Below are 22,522 nucleotides of genomic sequence, written 5' to 3' on the forward strand. Positions count from 1 at the left end.
TTACTGTGAAGTTTGGAACGGAGTTTGTATAAAAGTTTGAAAATTTAAAATTTTGTTTAATTTTGGCATTACTAAAAAATTAATCAATTAAATTGTTTAACCCTTAAAAAAGAAAAAGATTATGAATTATTCTACTTTAAAGAAAAGTGTTGCGCTTTCTTTAGTGGCATTAACAGGAGTTGCTTCTCTTGCTGTCGCTCAAGATGCACCTGCAACAACTTCTGCTGTCAAGGTATTTGGCGGTAGAGGTCAGTACAGAACTTGGTCTATCGGTGTACATGGTGGTGTTTTAATGCCAGTTGTTGCTATCGGTGGTTCAAATGACTTTAACAAATGGGATGCTAACTTAGGTTACGGTTTAAACATCCGTAAACAATTAGGTCACTCATTCGGTTTAGAATTAAACGGAACTCGTGGTAAACTTTCAGGTACTAACGAAGGTATTTCTAACCCAGCTGTAAAAGACTTCGAAACTGAATTACAATATGCTGTAGATTTACGTGGTGTTGTAAATGTAGGTTCTATCGATTTCTTACGTCGTGAGAACTCAGTAGGTTTCTTCTTAACTGCTGGTGCTGGTTATATGGCTTATGCTCCAAAAATTACAACACAAAATGGTGTTATTGATTGGAAAGGTAAAGCTGTTGGTCCTGCAGATGACAGACATGATGCTAAAGACTACGTAAAAGGTTTCTACATTCCAGTTGGTGCTGGTGTTAAATTCAAAGTTTCTGAGCGTGTTAACTTTAACTTAGGTTACACAATGAACTTTGTTGATGCTGATAACTTAGATGGAGTTTATGCAAAAGGTCAAACTAAAGATAAATTCTCTTACGGTTATGCTGGTTTAGAATTCTCTTTAGGTTCTTCTGCTAAACCAAGTTTAGAGTGGACTAACCCATTAGCTACTATGTACGATGAGTTAAAAGATCCAACTTTACGTCAAGAAGTTGAAGCATTGAAAAACCGTGTTTCTGCTGTTGAGAAATCTGTTGAAGATTTGAAAAAAGATACTGACGGTGACGGTGTTGCTGATCAATTCGATAAATGCCCAGGAACTCCTGCAGGTACTGCTGTTGATGGTTCAGGTTGTCCTCTTCCAAAACCAGCTCCAGTTGATTCAATTCCTTCAAATGTAACTGGTTTCGAAAAAATCGGTTTCGATTTCAACTCTTCAGTTTTAAAAACTGAGTCTTACCCTACTTTAGATAAATTATCTTCAGTGTTACGTGAAAACGGTGGTAAAGTAACTGTAAACGGTTACGCTTCAAGCGAAGGTACTGCTGCATATAACTTGAAATTATCTAAAGACAGAGCTAACTCTGTTAAAACTTACTTAGTAAACTCTGGCGTTAACGCTAGTCAAGTTGCTACTAAAGGTAATGGCGAAGCTAATCCAATTGCTTCTAACGATACTGAAGAAGGTCGTATCCAAAACCGTCGTGTTGAAACTGCTAGAAACTAGTATTTCAATATAAGATTTAAAAAAGTCCTGATGAAAGTCAGGACTTTTTTTATGCCTTTTAATTTTCTGTGTTAAGCTTTTTAGCTAAGTTTGTGTTATGTACTTCTTTAGAAAAAAGGATCCGAACAGGCCAAATAACATCAACCTGAGAATTATGCATTTTATAAATGCATTGGCCATCTTAATTTTTCTTGCAGGCATCATCTACAAGCTAATCCAATGGCTTGCTAAATAACCCCAATTGTATGAAACAAATTATTAAAACAACCAATGCTCCAGCTCCAATTGGACCATATAGCCAAGCTGTACAAGCTGGAAACTTTTTATTCGTATCGGGCCAGGTAGCCATTAATCCAGAAAGCGGAGAATTAAATATTGGTAATATCGAAGAAGAGACGCACCAGGTAATGCGCAACCTTAAAGCTGTTTTGCTTGAAGCAGGTTTAACTTTCGATAACGTAGTAAAGTCTACCATCTTTTTAAGCGATATGGGTACCTTTGCTCAGGTAAACGAAGTTTACGGACAATACTTTACTGCTGATTTCCCGGCTCGCGAAACGGTTCAGGTTTCGGTATTACCTAAAAATGTTAACGTAGAAATCTCTGTAATTGCCATTGTAGGCTAATTTTGACAGATAGTAAAAGCAAATATTTTATAGCAGGCATTGTTCCTTACATTATCTGGGGAACAATGTCTATCCCTTTGCGTAACATAAAAGGTTTTCCGCCCCATGAAATTTTATACTACAGGATATTTATTTCCAATATCGTAGTTTGGGCAACCATTCTTTTATTCAGAAGGAAAGCATTAAAAAATGATTTGAGTTTCTTAAAATCATTAAGCGCCAGAAATAAAACCAAACTATTGCTGCTTACCCTAGTATCGTCGTTTCTGATTACGGGAAACTGGTTTACCTATATTTATGCCGTAAATAGCGTGAGTTTAAAAGCAGCAGCATTTGCTTATATGGTGTGCCCACTGTTAACTGCACTCTGTGGATTTATCATTTTAAAAGAGCAGTTAACCAAGGCTAAAATTATCGCCCTGATCATTGCATTTATAAGCATTATCCTATTGGCAACGGGCTCTTTACATGAAGTACTTTGGGCCGTTATCATCGCATCTTTTTATGCCATATATGTTATTGTGCTAAAAGTAATTAAAGATGTAGATAAGTTTAACTTTTTGGGCGTTCAGTTAATTTTATCAGGATTAATGATGCTGCCGTTGTATTTTCTTAATGCTGCGCCTTTTCCCACCGAAACCTTCTTTTGGGCGCATATATTTTTGATTGCCATTGTATTTACCATTATTCCACTCTTCCTAAATTCATATGCGCTGTTGGGCATGCCTTCGTCGGCCTTGGGTATTTTGATCTATTTAAACCCCATAGTTGCTTTTACCGTTGCATTTTTTTACTTTAAGGAGAAAATAGATCTGCACCAACTTTTCGCCTATTTGCTTTTGCTGCTATCGATCGTTATTTTTAATGCACAATTGCTAAAGAGTGTTGTTTACAAGAAACAGTAAAATATTTTGTTTAATTCGGTATTAGATACACCTGTTGAGTTTTTAAAAGGCGTTGGGCCTAGCCGTGCTGATGTTTTAAAAAAGGATCTCGGCCTGTTCACTTATCAGGATATGCTGGCGCATTATCCCTTCAGGTATATCGACCGTACAAAATACTTCAAGATTAACCAGATCAACACTGATTCGCAGTATATCCAGATTATCGGGCGTGTGATCAGCAAAAAAGTAATTGGAGATAAAAGAGCAAAACGTATAGTTGCTGTTTTTAAAGATGAAACAGGCATTATGGAATTGGTTTGGTTCCAGAGCCTAAAATGGGTTGATGATAATATCACTGTTGGCACTGCTTACGTGGCCTTTGGGAAACCAACCATCTTTAACGGAACCTTTAGCATCTCGCACCCAGAAATGGAGTTGTATCAGCGCAAACAAGTGGGGCGTGGGAATCTAACCTTACAGCCGGTTTATAACTCAACAGAGAAACTTAAAAAGTTTAATTTCGATTCAAAAGGCTTACAACGTTTAATTGCCGGCTTATTGGATCAGATTATTCCCCAGGTTCCAGAGAATTTACCACAATACATCATTGACAAGTATCAGCTGCCAGATAAAAGATTAGCTTTGCTGAATATTCATTTCCCTAAAAATCAGAAGGATTTAAACGCTGCAGAAAGACGCCTTAAATTTGAAGAATTATTCTTTATTCAGTTACAGCTTTTGCACAATAAGCACTTACGCCAGTTAAAATTTAAAGGTGTAACTTTTGAAAAGGTTGGCGAAAAAGTAAACCGCTTTTATAATGAGTTTTTGCCTTTCGAATTAACCAATGCACAAAAGCGGGTGATCAAAGAAATTAGGATAGATACACAACGTGGTGTGCAAATGAACCGGCTTGTTCAGGGTGACGTAGGAAGCGGTAAAACTGCGGTTGCATTGATGAGTATGCTTTTGGCAAATGATAACGGCTACCAGGCTTGTATGATGGCTCCAACGGAAATTTTAGCCCGTCAGCACTATGCCTCTATTACAGAACTTGTAACCAACGACCTGGTGCGTGTTGCTATCCTTACAGGAAATACCAAAAAAAAGGAGCGTACTGTTTTGCATGAGCAATTGGAGAATGGAGAAATCGATATTCTGATCGGAACACATGCCCTGATTGAAGATAAGGTTCAGTTTAAAAATTTAGGACTGGTTGTGATTGATGAGCAACATCGCTTTGGTGTGGAACAACGGGCTAAGCTTTGGCGAAAAAATATCATTCCTCCACATATCCTGGTAATGACCGCTACACCAATTCCGCGCACTTTGGCCATGACCTTATATGGCGATCTTGATGTTTCGATCATTGACGAATTACCTGCCGGAAGAAAGCCTATAGAAACCAAACACCTTTTTGAAGGTCAACGCCTTAGGATGTTCGGTTTTATGAAGCAGGAAATTGCTAAAGGCAGACAGGTTTATATTGTTTATCCTTTAATTAAAGAAAGCGAGAAATTAGATCTTTTGCATCTTGAGGCTGGAATTGAGCAACTGAGTTATCAGTTTCCAAGACCCGATTACCAAATGAGTATTGTACATGGACAAATGCCCAATGTTGATAAACAATTCGAAATGCAGCAGTTTATTGATGGTAAAAGCCAGATTATGGTAGCCACTACCGTAATAGAGGTGGGTGTAAACGTACCTAATGCCTCGGTAATGGTGATTGAAAATGCCGAACGGTTTGGACTTTCACAACTCCATCAGTTGCGTGGTAGAGTAGGTCGTGGTGCAGAACAGTCTTTCTGTATATTAATGAGCGGGAATAAACTGAGTAAAGAAGGTAAGATTCGTTTGGAAACAATGGTAAGAACCAACAACGGCTTTGAAATATCAGAAATAGATTTACAGTTACGCGGCCCTGGCGATATTACAGGAACTCAGCAAAGCGGTGTTTTAGATCTGAAGCTTGCCGACCTGGCCAAAGACCAGATTATTTTGTCTGAAGCACGTAATACAGTAATCGCACTTTTTGAAGACGATCCGCAGCTGGCAAAGCCCGAAAATGCAATCTTAAAAGCTTACCTGCAAAAATTAGAAAGAGGCATTTCTTTCGACAAGATAAGCTAATCTTGTATGGAGTTAAATTTGTTTCTAATCATTTGAACTTCCTTCTTCCCATACTCCGCAATAATATTTAGTGCTGTATTATTAGTGCTACTTTGTGTCGTTTGTAATTGTTTTTTTACGAGTCAGCCCCTTATAATTATTATTATACCCCCTTTTTTTTAACTCCTAATATTTCTATCTTGCGTGTAACCAAATGTGAACCGTAACGTCGGCAAGTCCAAAATTAGGTACACCGTACCTTATAGTTTTCAATTCAAAAAATGAATTTTGAACTAATTAAAGCCGATTTCACATGGTTAACAATGATATATTAGCGTAATTAGAAGGGAGCCTTAATTTTTTTGATGTTAAGTGGTGTAAGCAATTATGTCGATAAGTCATATTTAATTGATTTGTGTAATGACAGTTCGATATTACTTATGAGTATTAAATTATAATACAATTATTATCTAACCAAAAATAAATTGAAAACTATGAAAAAAAATCTATGGAAGACTTTTGCCAGAAGTAGCATGTTTCTTGTTTGCGGTGGTTGTCTCGTTTTTTCCCCGTTTACCAGCATGTCTGCTAAAGCATCATTGCACGAAAAAGAACCCTTTGATTTTTACAGACCTCCGCTTGAGGATATTATTGTGAAGGGACAGGTTACCGATGCTAAAGGACCAATCCCTGGAGTAAGTGTTAAATTAAAAGGAGGGGCTGCAACTACAGTAACAGATGCTTCCGGAAAATTTAGCATAAAAGTACCCGAAGATGCTACTTTAGTATTTACCTATGTAGGTTATGTAGATCAGGAGATCCAGGTAAAGAACCAAACCAATATTAATGTCCGTTTATTAGAAAACAACCAAAACTTATCTGAAGTAGTAGTAGTAGGCTATGGAACCCAAAAAAAGGCAGTTGTGTCTGGTGCTGTAGCATCGGTTAAAGGTACAGAACTGGCCAAATCATCTTCGGTAAACTTAACCAATTCGTTGGCTGGTCGTTTGCCCGGCGTTACGGCACTGCAAGGAAGCGGGGAGCCGGGATACGATGGCTCGACGATCCGGATTCGCGGTATAAATTCACTTGGTAATAATAATGCCTTAATTGTAATCGATGGAATACCTAACCGGGCAGGCGGGATCGAGCGGCTAAATCCGAACGATATAGAAAGTGTATCGGTGCTAAAGGATGCATCTGCAGCTATTTATGGCTCACAGGCTGCAAATGGAGTAATCCTCATCACTACTAAATTAGGAAAATCGGGGAAACCACAATTTTCTTACGATTTTAGTTATGGCCTACAACAGCCTACACGCATACCTAAAATGGCCAATTCCACTCAATATGCTGAGATTTTAAATGAACTGAATATTTTCGGCTCTGATCTTAATCCAAATGAATGGGCGGCAGCATGGAATAGTTTCAAAACAACAGGGACTTATTTATCTACCGGCGGTAAAACGATTAATGCAGCTTACAAGCCAGATGAAATCCGGAAATTCGGAGATGGCTCAGATCCTTTAAGGTATCCCAATACGGATTGGTTTAAAACTACTTTCCAAAATTGGTCTCCTCAGCAAAGACATAACGTTCAGATTAATGGAGGTAGCGAAAATGTGAAATATTTGCTTTCACTAGGCTATCTCGATCAGGATGGCTATTATAAAAACTCTGCCACAGGTTATCAGCAGTATGATATGCGTTTTAACCTGGAAGCAAAATTAAGTAAGTATATTACTACAACATTGGGGGTAAGTGCGAGAGAGGAAGATCGTAATTTCCCAACGGTTTCAGCAGGTGATATCTTTAGATTCTTAATGCGGGGAAGGCCTAATGAGATAGCCATATGGCCTAACGGGTTGCCTGGTAGGGATATTGAATATGGCTATAATCCGGTGGTTTCTACTACAGACTTAACGGGAACTAATAAAGATGTAAGGGATTACTTTCAAACTACAGGTAAAGTAGAAATTAAAATTCCCGGTGTTGATGGATTAAAGGTAACCGGTACAGCTGCAATTGATAAATATTCCGGCAGGCAAAAAAACTGGCAATTGCCCTGGACACTTTACGATTGGGACAAGAAAACGTTTGCAGCCGATGGTGTAACACCAGTGCTTGCAGGTACGGTGCGCTCTCAATACACCGATCCAAGGCTTAGGGAAACTGCAGGTGGACAATTGGCCATAAACTTAACCGGAATGGTTAACTATGATAAAAAGATTAGCGATCATACTATCGGTTTAATGGCCGGTGTAACGCGCGAAACGGTTAACAATGACGGTTTTACTGCGTTTAGAAGGTACTTTATATCATCATCTGTTCAAGAATTACTTGCAGGTGATGAAAGAGAGCAATCATTAGGCAATAATCCTGGTGATCCGAATAATTTATTTAAAAGAGCACGGTTAAGCTATTTTGGTAGGGCGGGCTATAATTATAAAGAAAAATACCTTGCCGAATTTTTGTGGAGGGTAGATGGATCTTATATCTTTCCAACAGATAGACGTTTCGGTTTCTTCCCAGGGGTATCAGTAGGTTGGCGCTTATCTGAAGAACCGTTTTTTAAAGACAATGTTAAATTCGTCAACAATTTGAAGCTAAGGGCTTCATGGGGGCAAATGGGAGCTGAAGCCTATTTCGGAGATGCTTTGCAAGAATATCAATACCTTAGTTTAATGAATTTTGGTACTTATACCTTTAATGATCTGGTAACCAAAACCTTAACTGAAGGTAAGGTGCCTAATTTTGATTTTGGATGGGAAGTAGCAAATAATACCAATATTGGTTTAGATGCATCCTTTTTAAATAATAAATTGTCGTTAGAGTTCGATTACTTCTATAATAAGCGTACAAATATTCTGATCAGTAGAGGGAGTTCAGTGCCAGAAAGTTCTGGTATTACCGATCGCTTACCACCAGTTAACTTAGGGAAAGTAAACAACAAGGGTTTCGAATTTAAATTAAGTTATAACGACCAGGTTGGCGATTTAAATTTTGGTGTGAGTGTAAACGGTGGCTATGCCAAGAATAAAATCATCTTCTGGGATGAAACCCCTGGCGCTCCAGAATGGCAGCGTTCTACAGGTAGGGTAACTAACTCGTGGTTGGTGTACGATTATGATGGTGTTTTTAAAGATCAGGCAGAAATTAGTGCCAATAAACTTAATTATAGTGCGCTTACCAACAACCTGCGTCCGGGCGATATGAAATTTAAAGATATTAACGGCGACGGTAAAATTAATGCAGATGATAAAATCCGCTTAGATAAAAACGGTACACCAACCTTTACGGGCGGTGTAAATTTTAATGTTCAATACAAAGGATTTGACTTATCAGTACTTATTCAAGGAGCAACCGGCGGGATGCAGATTGTTGGTTTAACAGAATCGGGAGATATTGGTAACTTCCTGGAGTGGTCATACCTGAACCGCTGGAGTATCGATAATCCAAGTTCGGTAAACCCACGCTTATCAAACAGGGGTGCTACCTATTATACCGATAGCAATAATGCATTAAACAATACCTATTGGTTAAGAAGCAATAACTACATCAGGCTTAAGAATGTAGAGTTAGGTTATACATTACCAACCACATGGGTTGAAAAAGTTGGGTTAAATAGTGTAAGGGTATATACAAATGGCCTCAATTTGGCTACGCTTGATAAAATCAAGATATGGGACCCGGAATCTACCAATACAAGTGGACAATACTATCCACAAGCTAGGGTAATTAATATGGGTATTAAAGCCACTTTTTAACAATGTATAGCTGTTTATCAATTACAAAGAAGAATATGAAAACAATAATTCAAAATAAAAATCTATATCTTTTGGTTTTTATCACCTTTTTTGCATTTGGGTGTAAAAAAGACTTTTTAAATGTAGATTCGCCGAGCCAGGTGCCTGCCGAGTCGGTATGGAAAGATCCCGCAACGGCGCAGGCATTTGTGAACGATATTTACAACGGATTGGGTAATGGTGGGTTTTCTGAGGAAATGCTCGCATCGGTTTCTGATGAGGCTTTGTTTACGCATCCTACCAGGGGGATAGATCTGGTTAACAATGCTACCATTAATCCTTCCACTTTGGGCTGGGTAAATGATACCTGGGCTTATAAACAGATGTATAACCGCATCAGAGCCTGTAACATCACTATTGAAAAAATAACCAGTGGCGATAATGACCTTACCAGCCAATCATTAAAAGATCAGTTATTGGGCGAAGCATATTTTTTACGTGCTTATTTTTATCAGCAATTATTGCGTTACTATGGAGCCGTTCCGATTGTAACAAAAATTTATGTGCTCGATGATAACTATAACATAAAGCGCAACACCTATGAGGAGTGTGTAAATTTTATCGTAAAAGATTGCGATGAATCCAATAGATTATTAACCGGTAAAAACATGGAGAAGGGTCGTACAACTGCATTAGCAGCACTGGCATTAAAATCCAGGGTGTTAATTTATGCCGCTAGCGATTTGCATGACAGGGCTAAACTAAATGCTAAAATTAGCGGAATAACTCCTCAAAAATTAGACTTCCTGAGCTATGCGAGTGGCAATCAGGCAGATCGATACAGATTAGCTCAAACTGCTGCAAAAGCAGTTATTGATTTGGCTACAGGTTATAAATTAAATCTTTCTGCACCGGCTACTTCTGAAGAGGGAAGGTTAAACTATAAAAGTATTGCAATGGGTGGTGCCAGTAAAGCCCCTGGTGTTGATGCTACTGCGGCTTCAGAATTAATTTTTGCACGTTATTTCATTGTTCAGAACAATATTAAGCATGCACAGCAAAATGGCCCTAACGGGTACCATAACTGGGCCGGTAACACGCCAATAGGTTTATTGGTTGATGATTATGAAATGAAAGATGGCTCTAAGTTTAGTTGGACAAACCCAGCACAAAAAGCTGAACCTTATCAAAATAGAGATCCACGCTTTTACGCGACTATTTTATATGATGGTGCCGGTTGGAAACCCCGCGATAAAGTTTCAGGTAACGTTGATCCAGCTAGTCAGATTCAAACGGGGGTATATGATCTGTTGGATGACAAAAACAATAAGTTTGATTTTAAAGGCCTTGATACAAGGGCAAGCTCTATTGAAAACTGGAACGGCAGCTGGACAGGCTATTACTATCATAAATTTATCGATCCAGATCCAGCTATTGTAGATGCCTCCATGTCGCAAAATGTGCCTTGGCCTTTCTTTAGGTATACCGAAGCGGTATTTAATTATATCGAAGCGAGTATTGAGCTTGGCGAACTGGGCAATGCTACAAACTGGTTAAATAAAATCCGTTTTAGGGCAGGTATGCCTGCGGTTACCGCAACAGATCAGGCTGGGCTTAGAGAGGTATACCGTCATGAGCGCCGTATAGAAATGGCCTATGAAGAACAACGTTATCACGATACACGCAGGTGGTTAATTGCTGGCGAAACGCTGGGCAGAAAGGTTACTTATATTAAAGTTACCGGTAAATTTAAACCAGGCAAAACGATGTCTGCTCCTTACCATTACGATAATACCATTTACGATTACACTTATAGTCCGGTAGAGGAGAATGCCCAAGAGAACAGGAGCTGGAACGATAAACTTTATTTCAGGCCATTTAGCCGCGATGAAGTAAACAAAAATAATTTACTAGAACAAAACCCCGGTTACTAAGCTAACCATTTCTAAAAACCCGATGGATAATATTATTCATCGGGTTTTTTATGCAATAATATTTAGGATCACCGATCTCAAATTTTTACTTTTCAATAGAAAAACAGGTAAGCTTAAGCCTTTAGCTATTCCCATATTTAATTTTCAAAGTGTAGTTTTGTAAATAAACTTTTTTCTGTGGCAGATTCAGACCCCAACACCGTTATTGTAAAACCAGATCCATTCGCAGCCCTGCGATATAAAGAATTTAGATCATTCTTAGGCATGCGGTTCTTTTTTACGCTTGCTTACCAAATGCAGGCTGTTGTTATTGGCTATCATATTTACGATTTAACACACGATCCGTTAAAACTAGGTTTGGTTGGTTTGTGTGAAGCTATTCCAGCTATTGGGATCGCACTATACGGTGGTTATATTGCCGATAAAAGCGAAAAACGCGGGTTGTTAATTAAGATATTTTCAGGTGTTTGGTTGGCCTCTGTTTTAATGCTGATTATTACCAGTAGATATCTTCACCTTAAAGAAGACCTCGTTGTACTTATCATGTATGGTTTGGTTTTTTGCATTGGCTTAGCCAGAGGTTTTTTTGGCCCGGCCACATTTTCTTTAATGGCCAAAATCGTACCTAAAGAGTTGTATCCAAACTCGAGTACCTGGAACAGTAGCAGCTGGCAACTGGCCACCATTATTGGTCCCTTAGCTGGGGGCTTGGTAAATTGGTTATGGGGAATTACGGCCGCATACAGCGTAATTGTAGGTCTCGTTACCATATCCTTAATCTGCATATTTACCTTTAAAAAGCACCCCGCCACCTATGTGCCAACCCAAAATATATTCCATAGTTTAAAAGAAGGAATCCAGTTTGTTTTTAAAACCAAAATGATGGTATGGGCCATGAGTTTAGATCTGTTTTCAGTTTTTTTTGGTGGTGCTGTAGCTTTGTTGCCCATGTTTGCTAAAGATATTTTTCACTTAGGATCTTTTGGACTAGGCATGATGCGTGGTGCAGCATCTTCGGGCGCCGTCATTACCATGTTGGCCATGACCCGCTTTTCGCCAATGGGAAAACCCTGGCGCAACCTGTTAATAGCCGTAACTGGATTTGGCCTCAGCATAATTTGCTACGGTTTATCTAAAAATTTCTATTTAACATTATTCTTTTTATTCCTGGAAGGATCATTTGATAGTGTAAGTGTAATCATCAGACAAACAATTATGCAATTACTTACCCCTGATGATATGCGCGGACGAGTTTCAGCAGTAAACAGCATGTTCATTGGTTCATCAAATGAGATTGGCGAATTCGAGTCGGGTTTAACGGCTAAGCTGATGAACCTGGTTCCGGCGGTTGTATTTGGAGGGAGTATGACGATCGCCATTGCGGGTATTACCTGGCTTAAAACACGATCATTAACTAAGTTAAGTTTACAGGATATTAATGAGCAGACCACTAAAACCCTTTAGTCGTTTCGTCATCTTGATCTGACAGCTATCATTTTAGTTCAGCGTCTATCATGCTGTAAAAATGGCTTTGATATTAAGGTATTTAACGACCAACAAACGCGTTTTTTAGAATATTTGGACATGCCCCTAATCCCGATGAATCGGGAAAGGGTCGGGCTATTCGCTGCAATCTTTTTGAAGAAAAATCAAAAAAGGATTTCCACTGCTATCCCTCATGCAAAACCCATAGCAATAAAAAATCGCTATGTGGAGTTGTCAACTTTAAAAATCAGTTTGCCAGAAAGTTGACAACTCTTGAATTCAATGATAAATTAACTATTTATTGTGCCTTTGCGTCTTGGTGTGAAAAAAGGTTCGTGAAGACACGAACCACGGCGAAAATTAAAACTTCTTATTCTTACCCCAGATTAGATAAATAATGGAACCTAAAAAGGGGGCAAGCAGGATAATGATAAACCAAAGTACTTTTACTGTGAAACCAATGCTGTTGTTTCTCGATATATGGTACAATGCGGTTAATATTAGGGCCAGCCATAATATGGCTGCAATAATAATGATAATTGCGATCTGGTTGCTTTCTACTTGTGCTAGTAACATAATAAAGATGTTGTTCCTTTAAGCTTCAACAACTCTTTCGCCAATTTGTTGGCGCCACATGGCCTGATATAAACCATTTTGTGCAATTAGCTCTTCATGTCTTCCCTGCTCAATGATATGGCCTTTCTCTAAAACATAAATTTTATCGGCATGTTTTATGGTCGATAAACGGTGGGCAATCAAAATGGTAATGTGATCGGTTAAATCTGATACTGAACGGATGGTTTTGGTTATTTCTTCTTCCGTAATCGAATCTAGCGATGAGGTAGCCTCATCAAAAACCAAAATATCTGGACGGCGAAGTAATGCCCTCGCAATTGATAAACGTTGTTTTTCTCCTCCCGAGACTTTAACGCCACCCTCGCCAATTAACGAATCCAAACCTTTATCCGCGCGGGCCAGCAAAGTTTGACAGGCTGCCTGGTTCAACACTTTATAACACTCTTCGTCGGTTGCATTGGGGTTAACAAACAGCAGGTTTTCTCTTATCGTACCAGAGAACAATTGTGTGTCTTGCGTTACGAAACCGATTTTCTCCCGTAAGGCATCAAGATCGATATCGTTACTTGGAATACCATTGTATAAAATCTCACCGTCTTTTGCCGGATATAAACCCACCAATAGTTTTACCAGTGTGCTTTTTCCAGAACCCGATGGACCAACAAATGCAATGGTTTGCCCGTGATGGGTTTTGAAGGAAATATTCTCCAATGCATTTCTATTGGCTGTTAGGTGTTTGAAGCCCACATTATTAAAGGTTAAATCCTTAATTTTTGCTATAGAAGTTGGATTCTCAGGTTTTTTATCAATTGGTGTACTTAAAATCTTTTTAAAGTTACCTAATGAAACTTCTGCCTCACGCCAGGTTAAAATCACATTGCCCAGCTCTTGTAACGGTCCGAAAAGGAAGAACGAGTAAAAAAGGAATGAGAAATACTGCCCGGCAGAAATTGTATTGTCGAAAATAAGGAGCAGTAAAACCAGTACCATCGTGCTACGCACAAGGTTAACTGTAGTACCCTGAACGAAACTCATACTGCGCACATATTTCACTTTTTTAAGTTCTAAGCCCAAAATTTTGTATGTGGTTTTGTTCAGCCGGTCAATTTCCTGATCGGCCAAACCTAAACTCTTAACCAGTTCGATGTTCCTTAACGATTCGGTGGTAGAACCTGCCAAAGCTGTGGTTTCGCCAACGATAGAACGTTGGATGGTTTTAATTTTGCGACTTAAAAACCAGCTTACGAAACTGATGATCGGGATAGCTGAAAAATAAACTAAGGTAACTTTGTAGCTTACCGAAACCGAATACACGATAACGAAAATCATTCCAATTAAACTCACAAAAAGGATACTGATAAAGGCAGTAATAAATTTCTCCGAATCCAGACGTACTTTTTGTAAAATACCCAGGGTTTCTCCGCTACGTTGATCTTCGAAAACCTGATAAGGCAGTTTTAGAGAATGTTGCAAACCATCGGCATACATTTTTGCACCAACTTTTTGAACAATCACACTGGTGAAATAATCCTGAAAGTTTTTAGCGATACGCGAAACCATGGCTGCCCCAATAGCCAACCCGATTAAACCCAGCGAACCCCAAAGGTATTGGGCGTAGGTGAGTGTATCTTTTTTATTGATAAAACGGTCTAAAATCCGACCAGTGATGTATGGATCTAAAAGTGAAAAACCAATATTTATGCCTGCCAGCAATAACGCTAAGGCCACAATCCACTTGTGGTTTTTCAGGTAGTTAAGTAATAATCCCATTAAGTTTTGTTGTTTGTTAATGCAAACATAAAAAAAGGGAACGGATAAAAATCCATTCCCTTTTTTTATGACTTTAAGCTAAGAAACTTAGCTAAATCTTATTTTAGAATCCGTAACGTAAACCAATTTGTATCTGCCAAGGGTTACCCGATGGCGTAACAATACCAGTGTTATTTACGCGGTAAGTATAAGCTTTGTTTGTAGCATCGAATGCGCTAACGGCATATAAAGCCTGGTTGCCCAAAGTTTCATTTACACCCCATTTTTTGTTAAGTAGGTTTGCAAAATTAAACACATCGCCTGAGAATTCAATACTATGCTTTTTATTCAATTGTAGTTGATAGCTTAATTTTAAATCAACAATACCAAAAAAGTCATTTACTCCGCCATTTCGCTCTGCTATCTGACCAGAATATTTATTGATATAATCTTTTAAACTTTGGCTTGCAGCTGGATTATCTAATAATGCCTGTAAGCCTGTCCGAATATTTGCAGGAATATTCTGATTGTTTCTATCGAATACAAAAGCTAAATCATTTGTGGCCACAAAATCTCCATTAATATTGCCGCCAGCTAATAAGCTATATCGTGTTCCACCAATACCAGAGTAACGAACACCTAATCTAAAGCCATAAAAACTTGGGGACGTTCCGTAAATAACAACCTTATTGCGGAATTGATTATCTGAGTAAGACATTTTGCTCAAATCTCTTGGATCATCTTTAACAGGTAGAGATAAAGTAGCAGAGTTTGCCACGTTGCCATTATACGATGTATTATCTTTTGTGTCGTTATAAGTATAACTTGCAGAGATTTCTCCATCTTTAAAATAATTCCAGGTCGCATCTAAAACTATAGCGAATTGATTTACCTTACCTTTACTATTTAATTCTAACACACGGCCAAACTGATTAGTTAAACGACCACCTTTCCAATCGGCAACGCCATTACTTGCTGTGATACTTGAAGTTGGTACAAATACACCACGGTTACCTTCATTAGGAAGGGTAAAGAATGGATTTGCCGCCATATTTTTGTCAACATACATGTAGTTGTTACGTCCGAATGTTGCGTAACCCGTAATCCCAACCTTAAATTTATCGGTAATTAATTTACTGTATGATAAGTTGGCTTTATAAACCACTGGGATTTTTGCATCTTCTGCATAAGTATTGATAGTTGGTACCTGTAAAGCACTTAATGAAGGTGTAGCAACAGTACCATTTCTATAACCTATAAAGTCTGGTTTTGGTACATCTGTGCCAAAAACGTCAACTGTTGCTAAATGTTTACCGTCAAAGGTTAAGTTATTAATGGTTACATAATTGTTAATATCCGAGCCGAAAATACCTGCTCCGAAACGAACAAAGTCTGTTCGGTTTTCATTAATATCCCAATTAAATTGAATTCTTGGCTGAATTAAAAATTGTTTTAACTCATGGTCTGTTCTTACACCAATAGCGTCAAATAGTTGCTGATTAAGTGGTGATTTTGGATAAGTACTGTAATCAATGCGTAAACCACCTATAAAATCTAAACCTTTTGCTAATTTAGTCTGCATTTGGCCGTAAATAGCGGCGTTCCAAATGTCTGCTTTAACAGTTGGGTCTGCAACTAAAGGTACTTCACGATAAAATCTGTTTGGAGCAAGGTTATTAAAGTTTGTAATCGCCGGAACTTCGATCTTTTTTGTAGGGTCATTTGGAAAAGCAGGATCTTGAATCTGAGAAGTAGAATACTCGAAACGACCATTAACTTCACTGCCATAAAGAGATTTTGCATTAGTATACATCACGTCAACACCAAACGTATATTTAACTTTATCCGTATTATAATAAAAATTATCTACCAATTGAAAAACATTATTGGTAAAACCTTCCTGTCCGAAACGGTGACCGCCAATTTGTATTGCAGTAGAGATCCCCTTTGTGCCATCAGCAAGGTCGGATTTTATATTTCCTACAATTGCTCTTGGAATGGCACCTGTTAATTCATCATTTTGCGTACTCGCCTGGAAAGTATATAAATGTTGTATTTTTAATTCGTTAGTGATTTTGCTGCTTATGGTTGAACGTAAAGTTGCCAATAAATTATTGTCAACATTTTTATCGTTACCATAGCTTTCGTAGAAATTTATCGCTGTATTATCTGCCAAACCTAATGGATTTCTATCGTTTGTATAATTATCACGAATGGTTAATAAATTTCTATCATTAATTTGCCAATCTATACGGGCAAATGCAGCATCCGAACCACGCTTTTTGTCGAAAGAACCATATTGAGGTGTATTTGCTACTCCATATTTAGTACGGGCAACATCTAAAAACTGTGCTAAAGTACTATTAGTGATTCTGAAACGTGCTTCATCAGCGGGGCCATTAACATCGGCAATAATTAACGGGCGAGCATCTTTCTGATGATCTAAACCAACAAAATAATGTAATTTATCCTTAATAATTGGGCCACCTAAAGTAAAACCGTATTGATACGTAGAGAAATCGTTGTCACGTTTTACTCCTCTAATATCATAACGGCTGGCTAACCAATCTGCACGGCCATAACCAAAAGCACTTCCGCTTAATGTATTTGTACCCGATTTGGTTACAGCGGTTACTGTACCGCCTCCGGCTCTGCCTAATGTAACATCATATTGATTGGTTACTACCTTAAACTCGCGAACTGCCTCAATAGAAATAGAATATGGCGCACCACTACGACTCGTAGTACTACCAGCTGATGTGGGGTTTTTAGCATTCATTCCATCAATGGTATAATTCGTAGAAGAACCTAACTGCCCCGAAATATTTCCGCCACGGCTTAAAGGAGATAAATCCATTAAGTTGGAAAAATTACGCCCGTTTACAGGTAACTGGTTCATTGTTTTAGCCGAAATTTCTGTAGAAGCGCCAAAGTTTTGAACTTTGTTCCTCAAACCCGAAGCCACAACCTGTACCGCGTCTAAATCCTGCGAGGCTTCCTGCATGGCAATGTTTACCTTAACTACATCGCCAAGGTTTAACATATAACCATTTCTGGTCTGCTCGCCAAAGCCTACATATAGGGCTTTTACCGAGTAAGGGCCACCCAAAGGAAGCTCTTTAAAAGTATACTCGCCCTGGGCATTGGTAGATGTTTTAGTCGTGAAACCTGTTGAATTGTTTCTGATCTGCACGGAAACCCCGGGAATAGGTTTCTTTTGTTGATCGGTGATTACACCCGAAATTGATGCCTGGGTTGTTTGTGCAATTGCCGAATCGTTGGCAAAGCAAAACAGCAACAATACCGCAATAAGTAAATTTTTCATCATCATTTGTTTTTTTAAAGGATTATGAAGCCTGCCTGAGGTTTTGTGTGTACCCTAGCAGGTTTCATTATGATTAGTTTTCTGATTTTTTATGATGACAAAGATGTTAATGTGCTGTTAACTGAATTCTGATTTAATATTAATAATAAGTTTAGTAATTGATGGTTTTTAAGCCTGATGTTAAAATAAAAAACGGCCAATAAATTAATATTGGCCGTTTGTGTTAAACTAGTGTTAACTTATTTCTTCTCGGCAGTATATTTATCGCTGAATTTTTTATCCAACTGTTTATGTAAATTATCCAGGTTAATGTCTCTCCCTTGAATAAATGCCTGCTCCACTTTGTTGGTGCGCATATCTAATGCATCGCCAGCTGAAATAAAGAAAGTAGCATCTTTGCCAGTCTCAATACTACCTGTGGTTTTATCAACACCCATCGCTTTGGCCGCATTTAGGGTGATGGTTGATATTGCTTTTTCTTTATCCAGGCCCCAGGCCGTAACCGTACCCGCCATAAAAGGCAGGTTGCGCTGTTGCCAGTAACCATCAATACTCAATACCACATTTAAGCCTGCATTGGCCAATACTGCAGCATTTTTATAAGGCATATTTACATCGTCATCATTGTTGTTGGGTAAGGCATGTGGCTGTTTCACCACCAGGGTAATGTTGTTTTCTTTAAGGAAATCGATAATCAGGTAAGCTTCATCAGCACCTGTAATTACCGGGGTGATGCCAAATTTCTTAGCGAAATTAACTGCTGCAACAATATCCTTCTGACTATCGGCTGCGATGAATAATTTTTCGTTGCCAGCGAATACTTTTTTCATCGCTTCGAATCGGGTATTAATTACTTCTGGTTTGCCCATTTCAGAATAGGCTTTTGCCTCAGCAAAGAAAGAAGTTAACTGTGCAATGGCCGCTTGTGTACGTTCGGCTAAGCTTTCTGGCGATTGCTGAGGCCTGCCGAAACCACCAAATCCACCTCTAAAACGCGGTGTAACCGGCCAGGTCATGTGCATGGCATCGTCGGTTTTAAGTGCTGCATCTTCCCAGTTCCAGGCGTCGAGCTGAACAACAGACGAACTGCCCGAAACCGTACCGCCCTGAGGTGTTGGTTGTGCGATTAATATACCGTTACTACGCAAAGTGGCCGGAACTTTCGAATCGGTATTGTAAGCAACGATTGAGCGGATGTGTGAATTAAAATCGCCTATTTCCTGAAAATCTAAGGTTGCTTTCACGGCTTCAATTTCAGTTAATCCCAAATTGGTAGTTGCGGCAATAAAGCCAGGGTAAATGTGTTTGGCTGTAGCTACAATGCGCATTACATCATCCTGTGGTACCTGGCCGTTGGCAGTAACTGAAATAATTTTTCCATTGCCAAAAAGTATGGTGCCGTTTTCGATCACTGTTCCATTGCCAACATGTACGGTTGCACCTGTTATGGCGATGGTTTTGCTTTGTTTTTTAGCTGGCGATATGTTTGCCTGCGCAAAACACATCAGGCTTGTTGCCGATAAAGCCAGACTGAATAAATATTGTTTAGTGTGCATGTTCTTTCTCGGTTAATTCTGCTGAATAGTTTTCTAAAGTTTCGCAATTGTACAGGCGTGGTGCATCACCTAATGGACGTTGTGTACGTCCACCTTTGCTTTTACTCTCTAACATCTTTTGGATCAGACGTGCTTTTTCTGTCTGCTGGGTTTTGATTACCTGAGCATCTTTCTCGATATCCCAATAAGCAATGCCATCCACAAAAGTTTTCTCTGCCCTGGCATAGATAGAAAGTGGATTGGCAGTCCAGATTACCACATCGGCATCTTTACCTGTTTTTAAACTGCCCACCTTATCATCAATGTGCAGCATTTTTGCCGGGTTTAAGGTTACAAACTTAAAAGCATCTTCTTCCGGAACGTTACCGTATAAAACAGATTTTCCTGCTTCCTGGTTTAAGTGACGGGCCATTTCTGCATCATCAGAGTTGAAAGCCGTAGTTACACCAACATTATGCATGATTTTTCCATTGTAAGGGATGGCTTCGGCCACTTCATTTTTATACGCCCACCAATCGGAGAAGGTAGAGCCTGCAATGCCATGCGCCTTCATTTTATCGGCTACCTTATAGCCTTCTAAAATGTGCGTAAAGGTATTGATCTTGAATCCTAAGCTATCAGCTACATGAATTAACATATTGATCTCGCTCTGCACATAAGAATGGCAGGTAATGAAACGTTTGTTGTTCAGAATCTCAACAATAGCATCCAATTCTAAATCTTTACGTACACTGTTACCTTTTACTGATAGAGCTTTCTCATATTCTTTTGCACGGGTAAACTCATCCACAAAAGTTTGCTCAACACCCATACGTGTAACCGGGAAACGGGCGCCCGTACCGAAATTACTTTGTTTCACGTTTTCGCCCAAAGCAAATTTAATGAAGCCATCGGCACCTGCAAATTTCAGTTCCTCTGGCGATTTGCCCCAGCGCAGTTTAATCAATTGCGATTGGCCACCGATCGGATTGGCCGACCCGTGCAGGATTTGTGAAGTAGTTACACCACCGGCCAGCTGGCGGTAAATGTTTACATCTTCGGAGTTGAGGATGTCGGCAACGCGTACTTCTGCAGAAACCGATTGTGCACCTTCATTAATACCACCTGCGCCTGCAATATGCGAGTGCTCATCAATAATACCAGCGGTTACATGTTTGCCGGTAGCATCGATCACTTTAGCGCCGCTTGCCGAAAGGTTTTTGCCAACTGCTTTAATTTTTCCGTTTTCTAAAAGTACATCAGCATTTTGAAGGATTCCCTCTTTTTCATTCGTCCAAACGGTACCATTTTTAATTAAAACCGTTTCTTGTTTGGGCAGTTCAGTATTACCGAAAGCCGAGAAAGGATAAATTACCGGACCCATGGCCAAAGTGCTTTTTGGCTCTTCTTTTTTAGGCATTTCTTTTGCAGCTTCTTTATAAGTTGCTGTAAATTTTCCCGTAGTGCCATCAGCCAGAGCCGATTCGCCTTTTATAGTTACGGGATTTGCCGAGGTAATGTAGCCGCTTAAACGGACATCACCCTTAGGGTTTTTCTTTAAGTTGAAATTGATGCTTACCCAATCGCCGTTTCTGGTAAAGGTTGCTGTGGTTTTAACACTATCTACACCAGTTCTTTCAATAGCAGCTGTTGATCCGCCACCTGTTCCGGTAATTTTTAGGATTAAAGCACCAATACCATCAACGTTTAAATTATAAGTGCCACGTAAATCACTCACATCCATTTTGTTAACAATGAAACGTTTGCCTTGTACCCAGTTTTCGAAAATAATGTTCCCATTTTTGAACAGGTTATCAGATGAGATTAAAAAGTTGGCTACTTTTCCTTTTTCCAATGAGCCTACCTTATCGCTGATACCCAAAAGTGAAGCAGGGATTTCGGTAACCGATTGTAGAGCCTGTTTTTCAGTTAAGCCATTTTCTATCGCTGTGCGGATGTTTGCCCAAAAATCGCGACTATTTTCTAATCCGAAAGCGGTAAGTGCAAATTTAATTCCTGCTTTTTCCAGGCTGGCCGGATTGGTTGGTGCCAGTTCCCAGCCTTTCATTTGTGATAAAGTTACGTTCCTGGCTTCTGCCGGATCTTCAACATCATAAGCTTTAGGGAAAGTTAATGGAATAATTAAACTAGCTCCGGTAGCTTTAACCTCGTTTATGCGTTGGTATTCATCACCTGTTGATTTAATGATGTATTTTTTGCCAAATTCTTTTCCGATTTTATCAGCACGCAGAATGTTCTGCCATCCATCTACCTCAAAAATCTGTGGAATGGTTTGTTGTTTGCCAAATTCGTCTAGCGAGATGTTATACTCATCTTTTTGTTTGCCATACCATTGTGCATCGTAATAGGTTTGGCGCAATAAAGCAATCGAACCCATTAACGAAGTCGGGTAATCGTTTGATGATGTTCCTTTGTTAAAGGAATAGTTTGCTGCGGTTTGATCTTTTAAAAATACACTGTTATCTGCACCTTCGTTTAAAGTTACAGCCGCAGAAACACCACGTGCTATACCATCGCGGTTGATGACATTTACACTACCAAAGCCTACCTTACGCAGTTCATCCGCTTTTTTGCTGTCGGTAGAAAAGATGCTTTTTACATAAGTTTCCGGCCTGATTGATTCGTTCCAGCCATAAGCACCTTTTTTGGTCGAAACGAAAATAGACTGACGCTGACCACCGAAACCGCGCTGTTGTACAGGTGTTTCGCTAAGACCATAACTGGTAAAGGCATCAATTAAGGAGGGATAAACAAATTTTCCTTTAAGGTCGATTACTACATAACCTTTAGGTACGGCTAAACCGGCACCAACACCTTGAATGGTTTGTCCTTTGATTAAAAGTGTTGCATTTGTTAGGGTTTGGTTGGCATTAACTACTATAGTTGCATTGGTAAAAGCAAACATTCCAGGTCTGGTATCAAAAGAACCGTTAACAGGGAAGGAGGTTTGCTGTGCAAACAGAAATGTAGTAGAAATTACCAGCCCAATGGCGAGTAAAATTTTCTTCATAATAAGTTTAGGGTTTTAATTTGTTTAAAACTAATATAAATTAGCGTTCAATCT

General features: G+C 39.1%; 13 protein-coding genes. 8 read left to right on the forward strand and 5 right to left on the reverse strand.

Features of this window, described 5'->3' with window-relative positions; genetic code table 11:
- Positions 1 to 121: 121 nt before the first annotated feature.
- From ACN9MR_RS24945 to ACN9MR_RS24980, 8 genes are all read left to right on the forward strand, one after another.
- The gene (locus tag ACN9MR_RS24945; protein WP_426327173.1) at positions 122 to 1,465 is read left to right on the forward strand and encodes an OmpA family protein; all 1,344 of its coding nucleotides are present in this window, start codon (positions 122 to 124) and stop codon (positions 1,463 to 1,465) included.
- 97 nt (positions 1,466 to 1,562) lie between these two features.
- Entirely contained in the window at positions 1,563 to 1,700 is a 138-nt protein-coding gene (locus ACN9MR_RS24950; RefSeq protein ID WP_317039670.1) for a DUF6728 family protein, read from the forward strand.
- Between the two features lie 10 nt (positions 1,701 to 1,710).
- Positions 1,711 to 2,091 (forward strand): RidA family protein, encoded by a 381-nt coding sequence (locus ACN9MR_RS24955; protein ID WP_086548751.1) that lies wholly within the window; start codon positions 1,711 to 1,713, stop codon positions 2,089 to 2,091.
- Between the two features lie 2 nt (positions 2,092 to 2,093).
- Positions 2,094 to 2,996 carry an EamA family transporter gene (locus ACN9MR_RS24960; RefSeq protein WP_426327174.1) on the forward strand — a complete coding sequence of 301 codons (903 nt, stop codon included), beginning with the start codon at positions 2,094 to 2,096 and terminating at the stop codon, positions 2,994 to 2,996.
- Positions 2,997 to 3,002: 6 nt separating this feature from the next.
- A complete protein-coding gene (gene recG / locus ACN9MR_RS24965; protein ID WP_426327175.1) occupies positions 3,003 to 5,108 on the forward strand; it encodes an ATP-dependent DNA helicase RecG in 2,106 nt (701 codons plus the stop codon).
- A gap of 473 nt (positions 5,109 to 5,581) precedes the next feature.
- Complete coding sequence (locus ACN9MR_RS24970) at positions 5,582 to 8,854, forward strand: SusC/RagA family TonB-linked outer membrane protein (protein ID WP_426327176.1); 3,273 nt, start codon at positions 5,582 to 5,584, stop codon at positions 8,852 to 8,854.
- 35 nt (positions 8,855 to 8,889) lie between these two features.
- A complete protein-coding gene (locus ACN9MR_RS24975; RefSeq protein ID WP_426327177.1) occupies positions 8,890 to 10,767 on the forward strand; it encodes a RagB/SusD family nutrient uptake outer membrane protein in 1,878 nt (625 codons plus the stop codon).
- 177 nt (positions 10,768 to 10,944) lie between these two features.
- Positions 10,945 to 12,231 (forward strand): MFS transporter, encoded by a 1,287-nt coding sequence (locus ACN9MR_RS24980; protein ID WP_426327178.1) that lies wholly within the window; start codon positions 10,945 to 10,947, stop codon positions 12,229 to 12,231.
- A 381-nt stretch (positions 12,232 to 12,612) separates the two neighbouring features.
- Here the strand turns inward: ACN9MR_RS24980 and ACN9MR_RS24985 are convergent, their stop codons facing one another.
- The 5 genes from ACN9MR_RS24985 to ACN9MR_RS25005 form a co-directional block, all read right to left on the reverse strand.
- Positions 12,613 to 12,828, reverse strand: coding sequence for a PLDc N-terminal domain-containing protein (locus tag ACN9MR_RS24985; protein WP_426327179.1), 216 nt, complete (start codon positions 12,826 to 12,828; stop codon positions 12,613 to 12,615).
- 18 nt (positions 12,829 to 12,846) lie between these two features.
- Positions 12,847 to 14,598, reverse strand: coding sequence for an ABC transporter ATP-binding protein (locus ACN9MR_RS24990; RefSeq protein WP_426327180.1), 1,752 nt, complete (start codon positions 14,596 to 14,598; stop codon positions 12,847 to 12,849).
- 103 nt (positions 14,599 to 14,701) lie between these two features.
- Positions 14,702 to 17,908, reverse strand: a complete 3,207-nt coding sequence (locus ACN9MR_RS24995) for a carboxypeptidase regulatory-like domain-containing protein (protein WP_426327181.1) — start codon at positions 17,906 to 17,908, stop codon at positions 14,702 to 14,704.
- A gap of 233 nt (positions 17,909 to 18,141) precedes the next feature.
- Positions 18,142 to 19,458, reverse strand: a complete 1,317-nt coding sequence (locus ACN9MR_RS25000) for an amidohydrolase family protein (protein ID WP_426327182.1) — start codon at positions 19,456 to 19,458, stop codon at positions 18,142 to 18,144.
- The gene (locus ACN9MR_RS25005) at positions 19,448 to 22,468 is read right to left on the reverse strand and encodes an amidohydrolase family protein (protein WP_426327183.1); all 3,021 of its coding nucleotides are present in this window, start codon (positions 22,466 to 22,468) and stop codon (positions 19,448 to 19,450) included. The genes ACN9MR_RS25000 and ACN9MR_RS25005 overlap by 11 nt, the downstream gene beginning before the upstream one ends.
- Positions 22,469 to 22,522: the final 54 nt, after the last annotated feature.

Source organism: Pedobacter sp. R-06 (genome assembly GCF_049913135.1).
Lineage (GTDB): Bacteria > Bacteroidota > Bacteroidia > Sphingobacteriales > Sphingobacteriaceae > Pedobacter.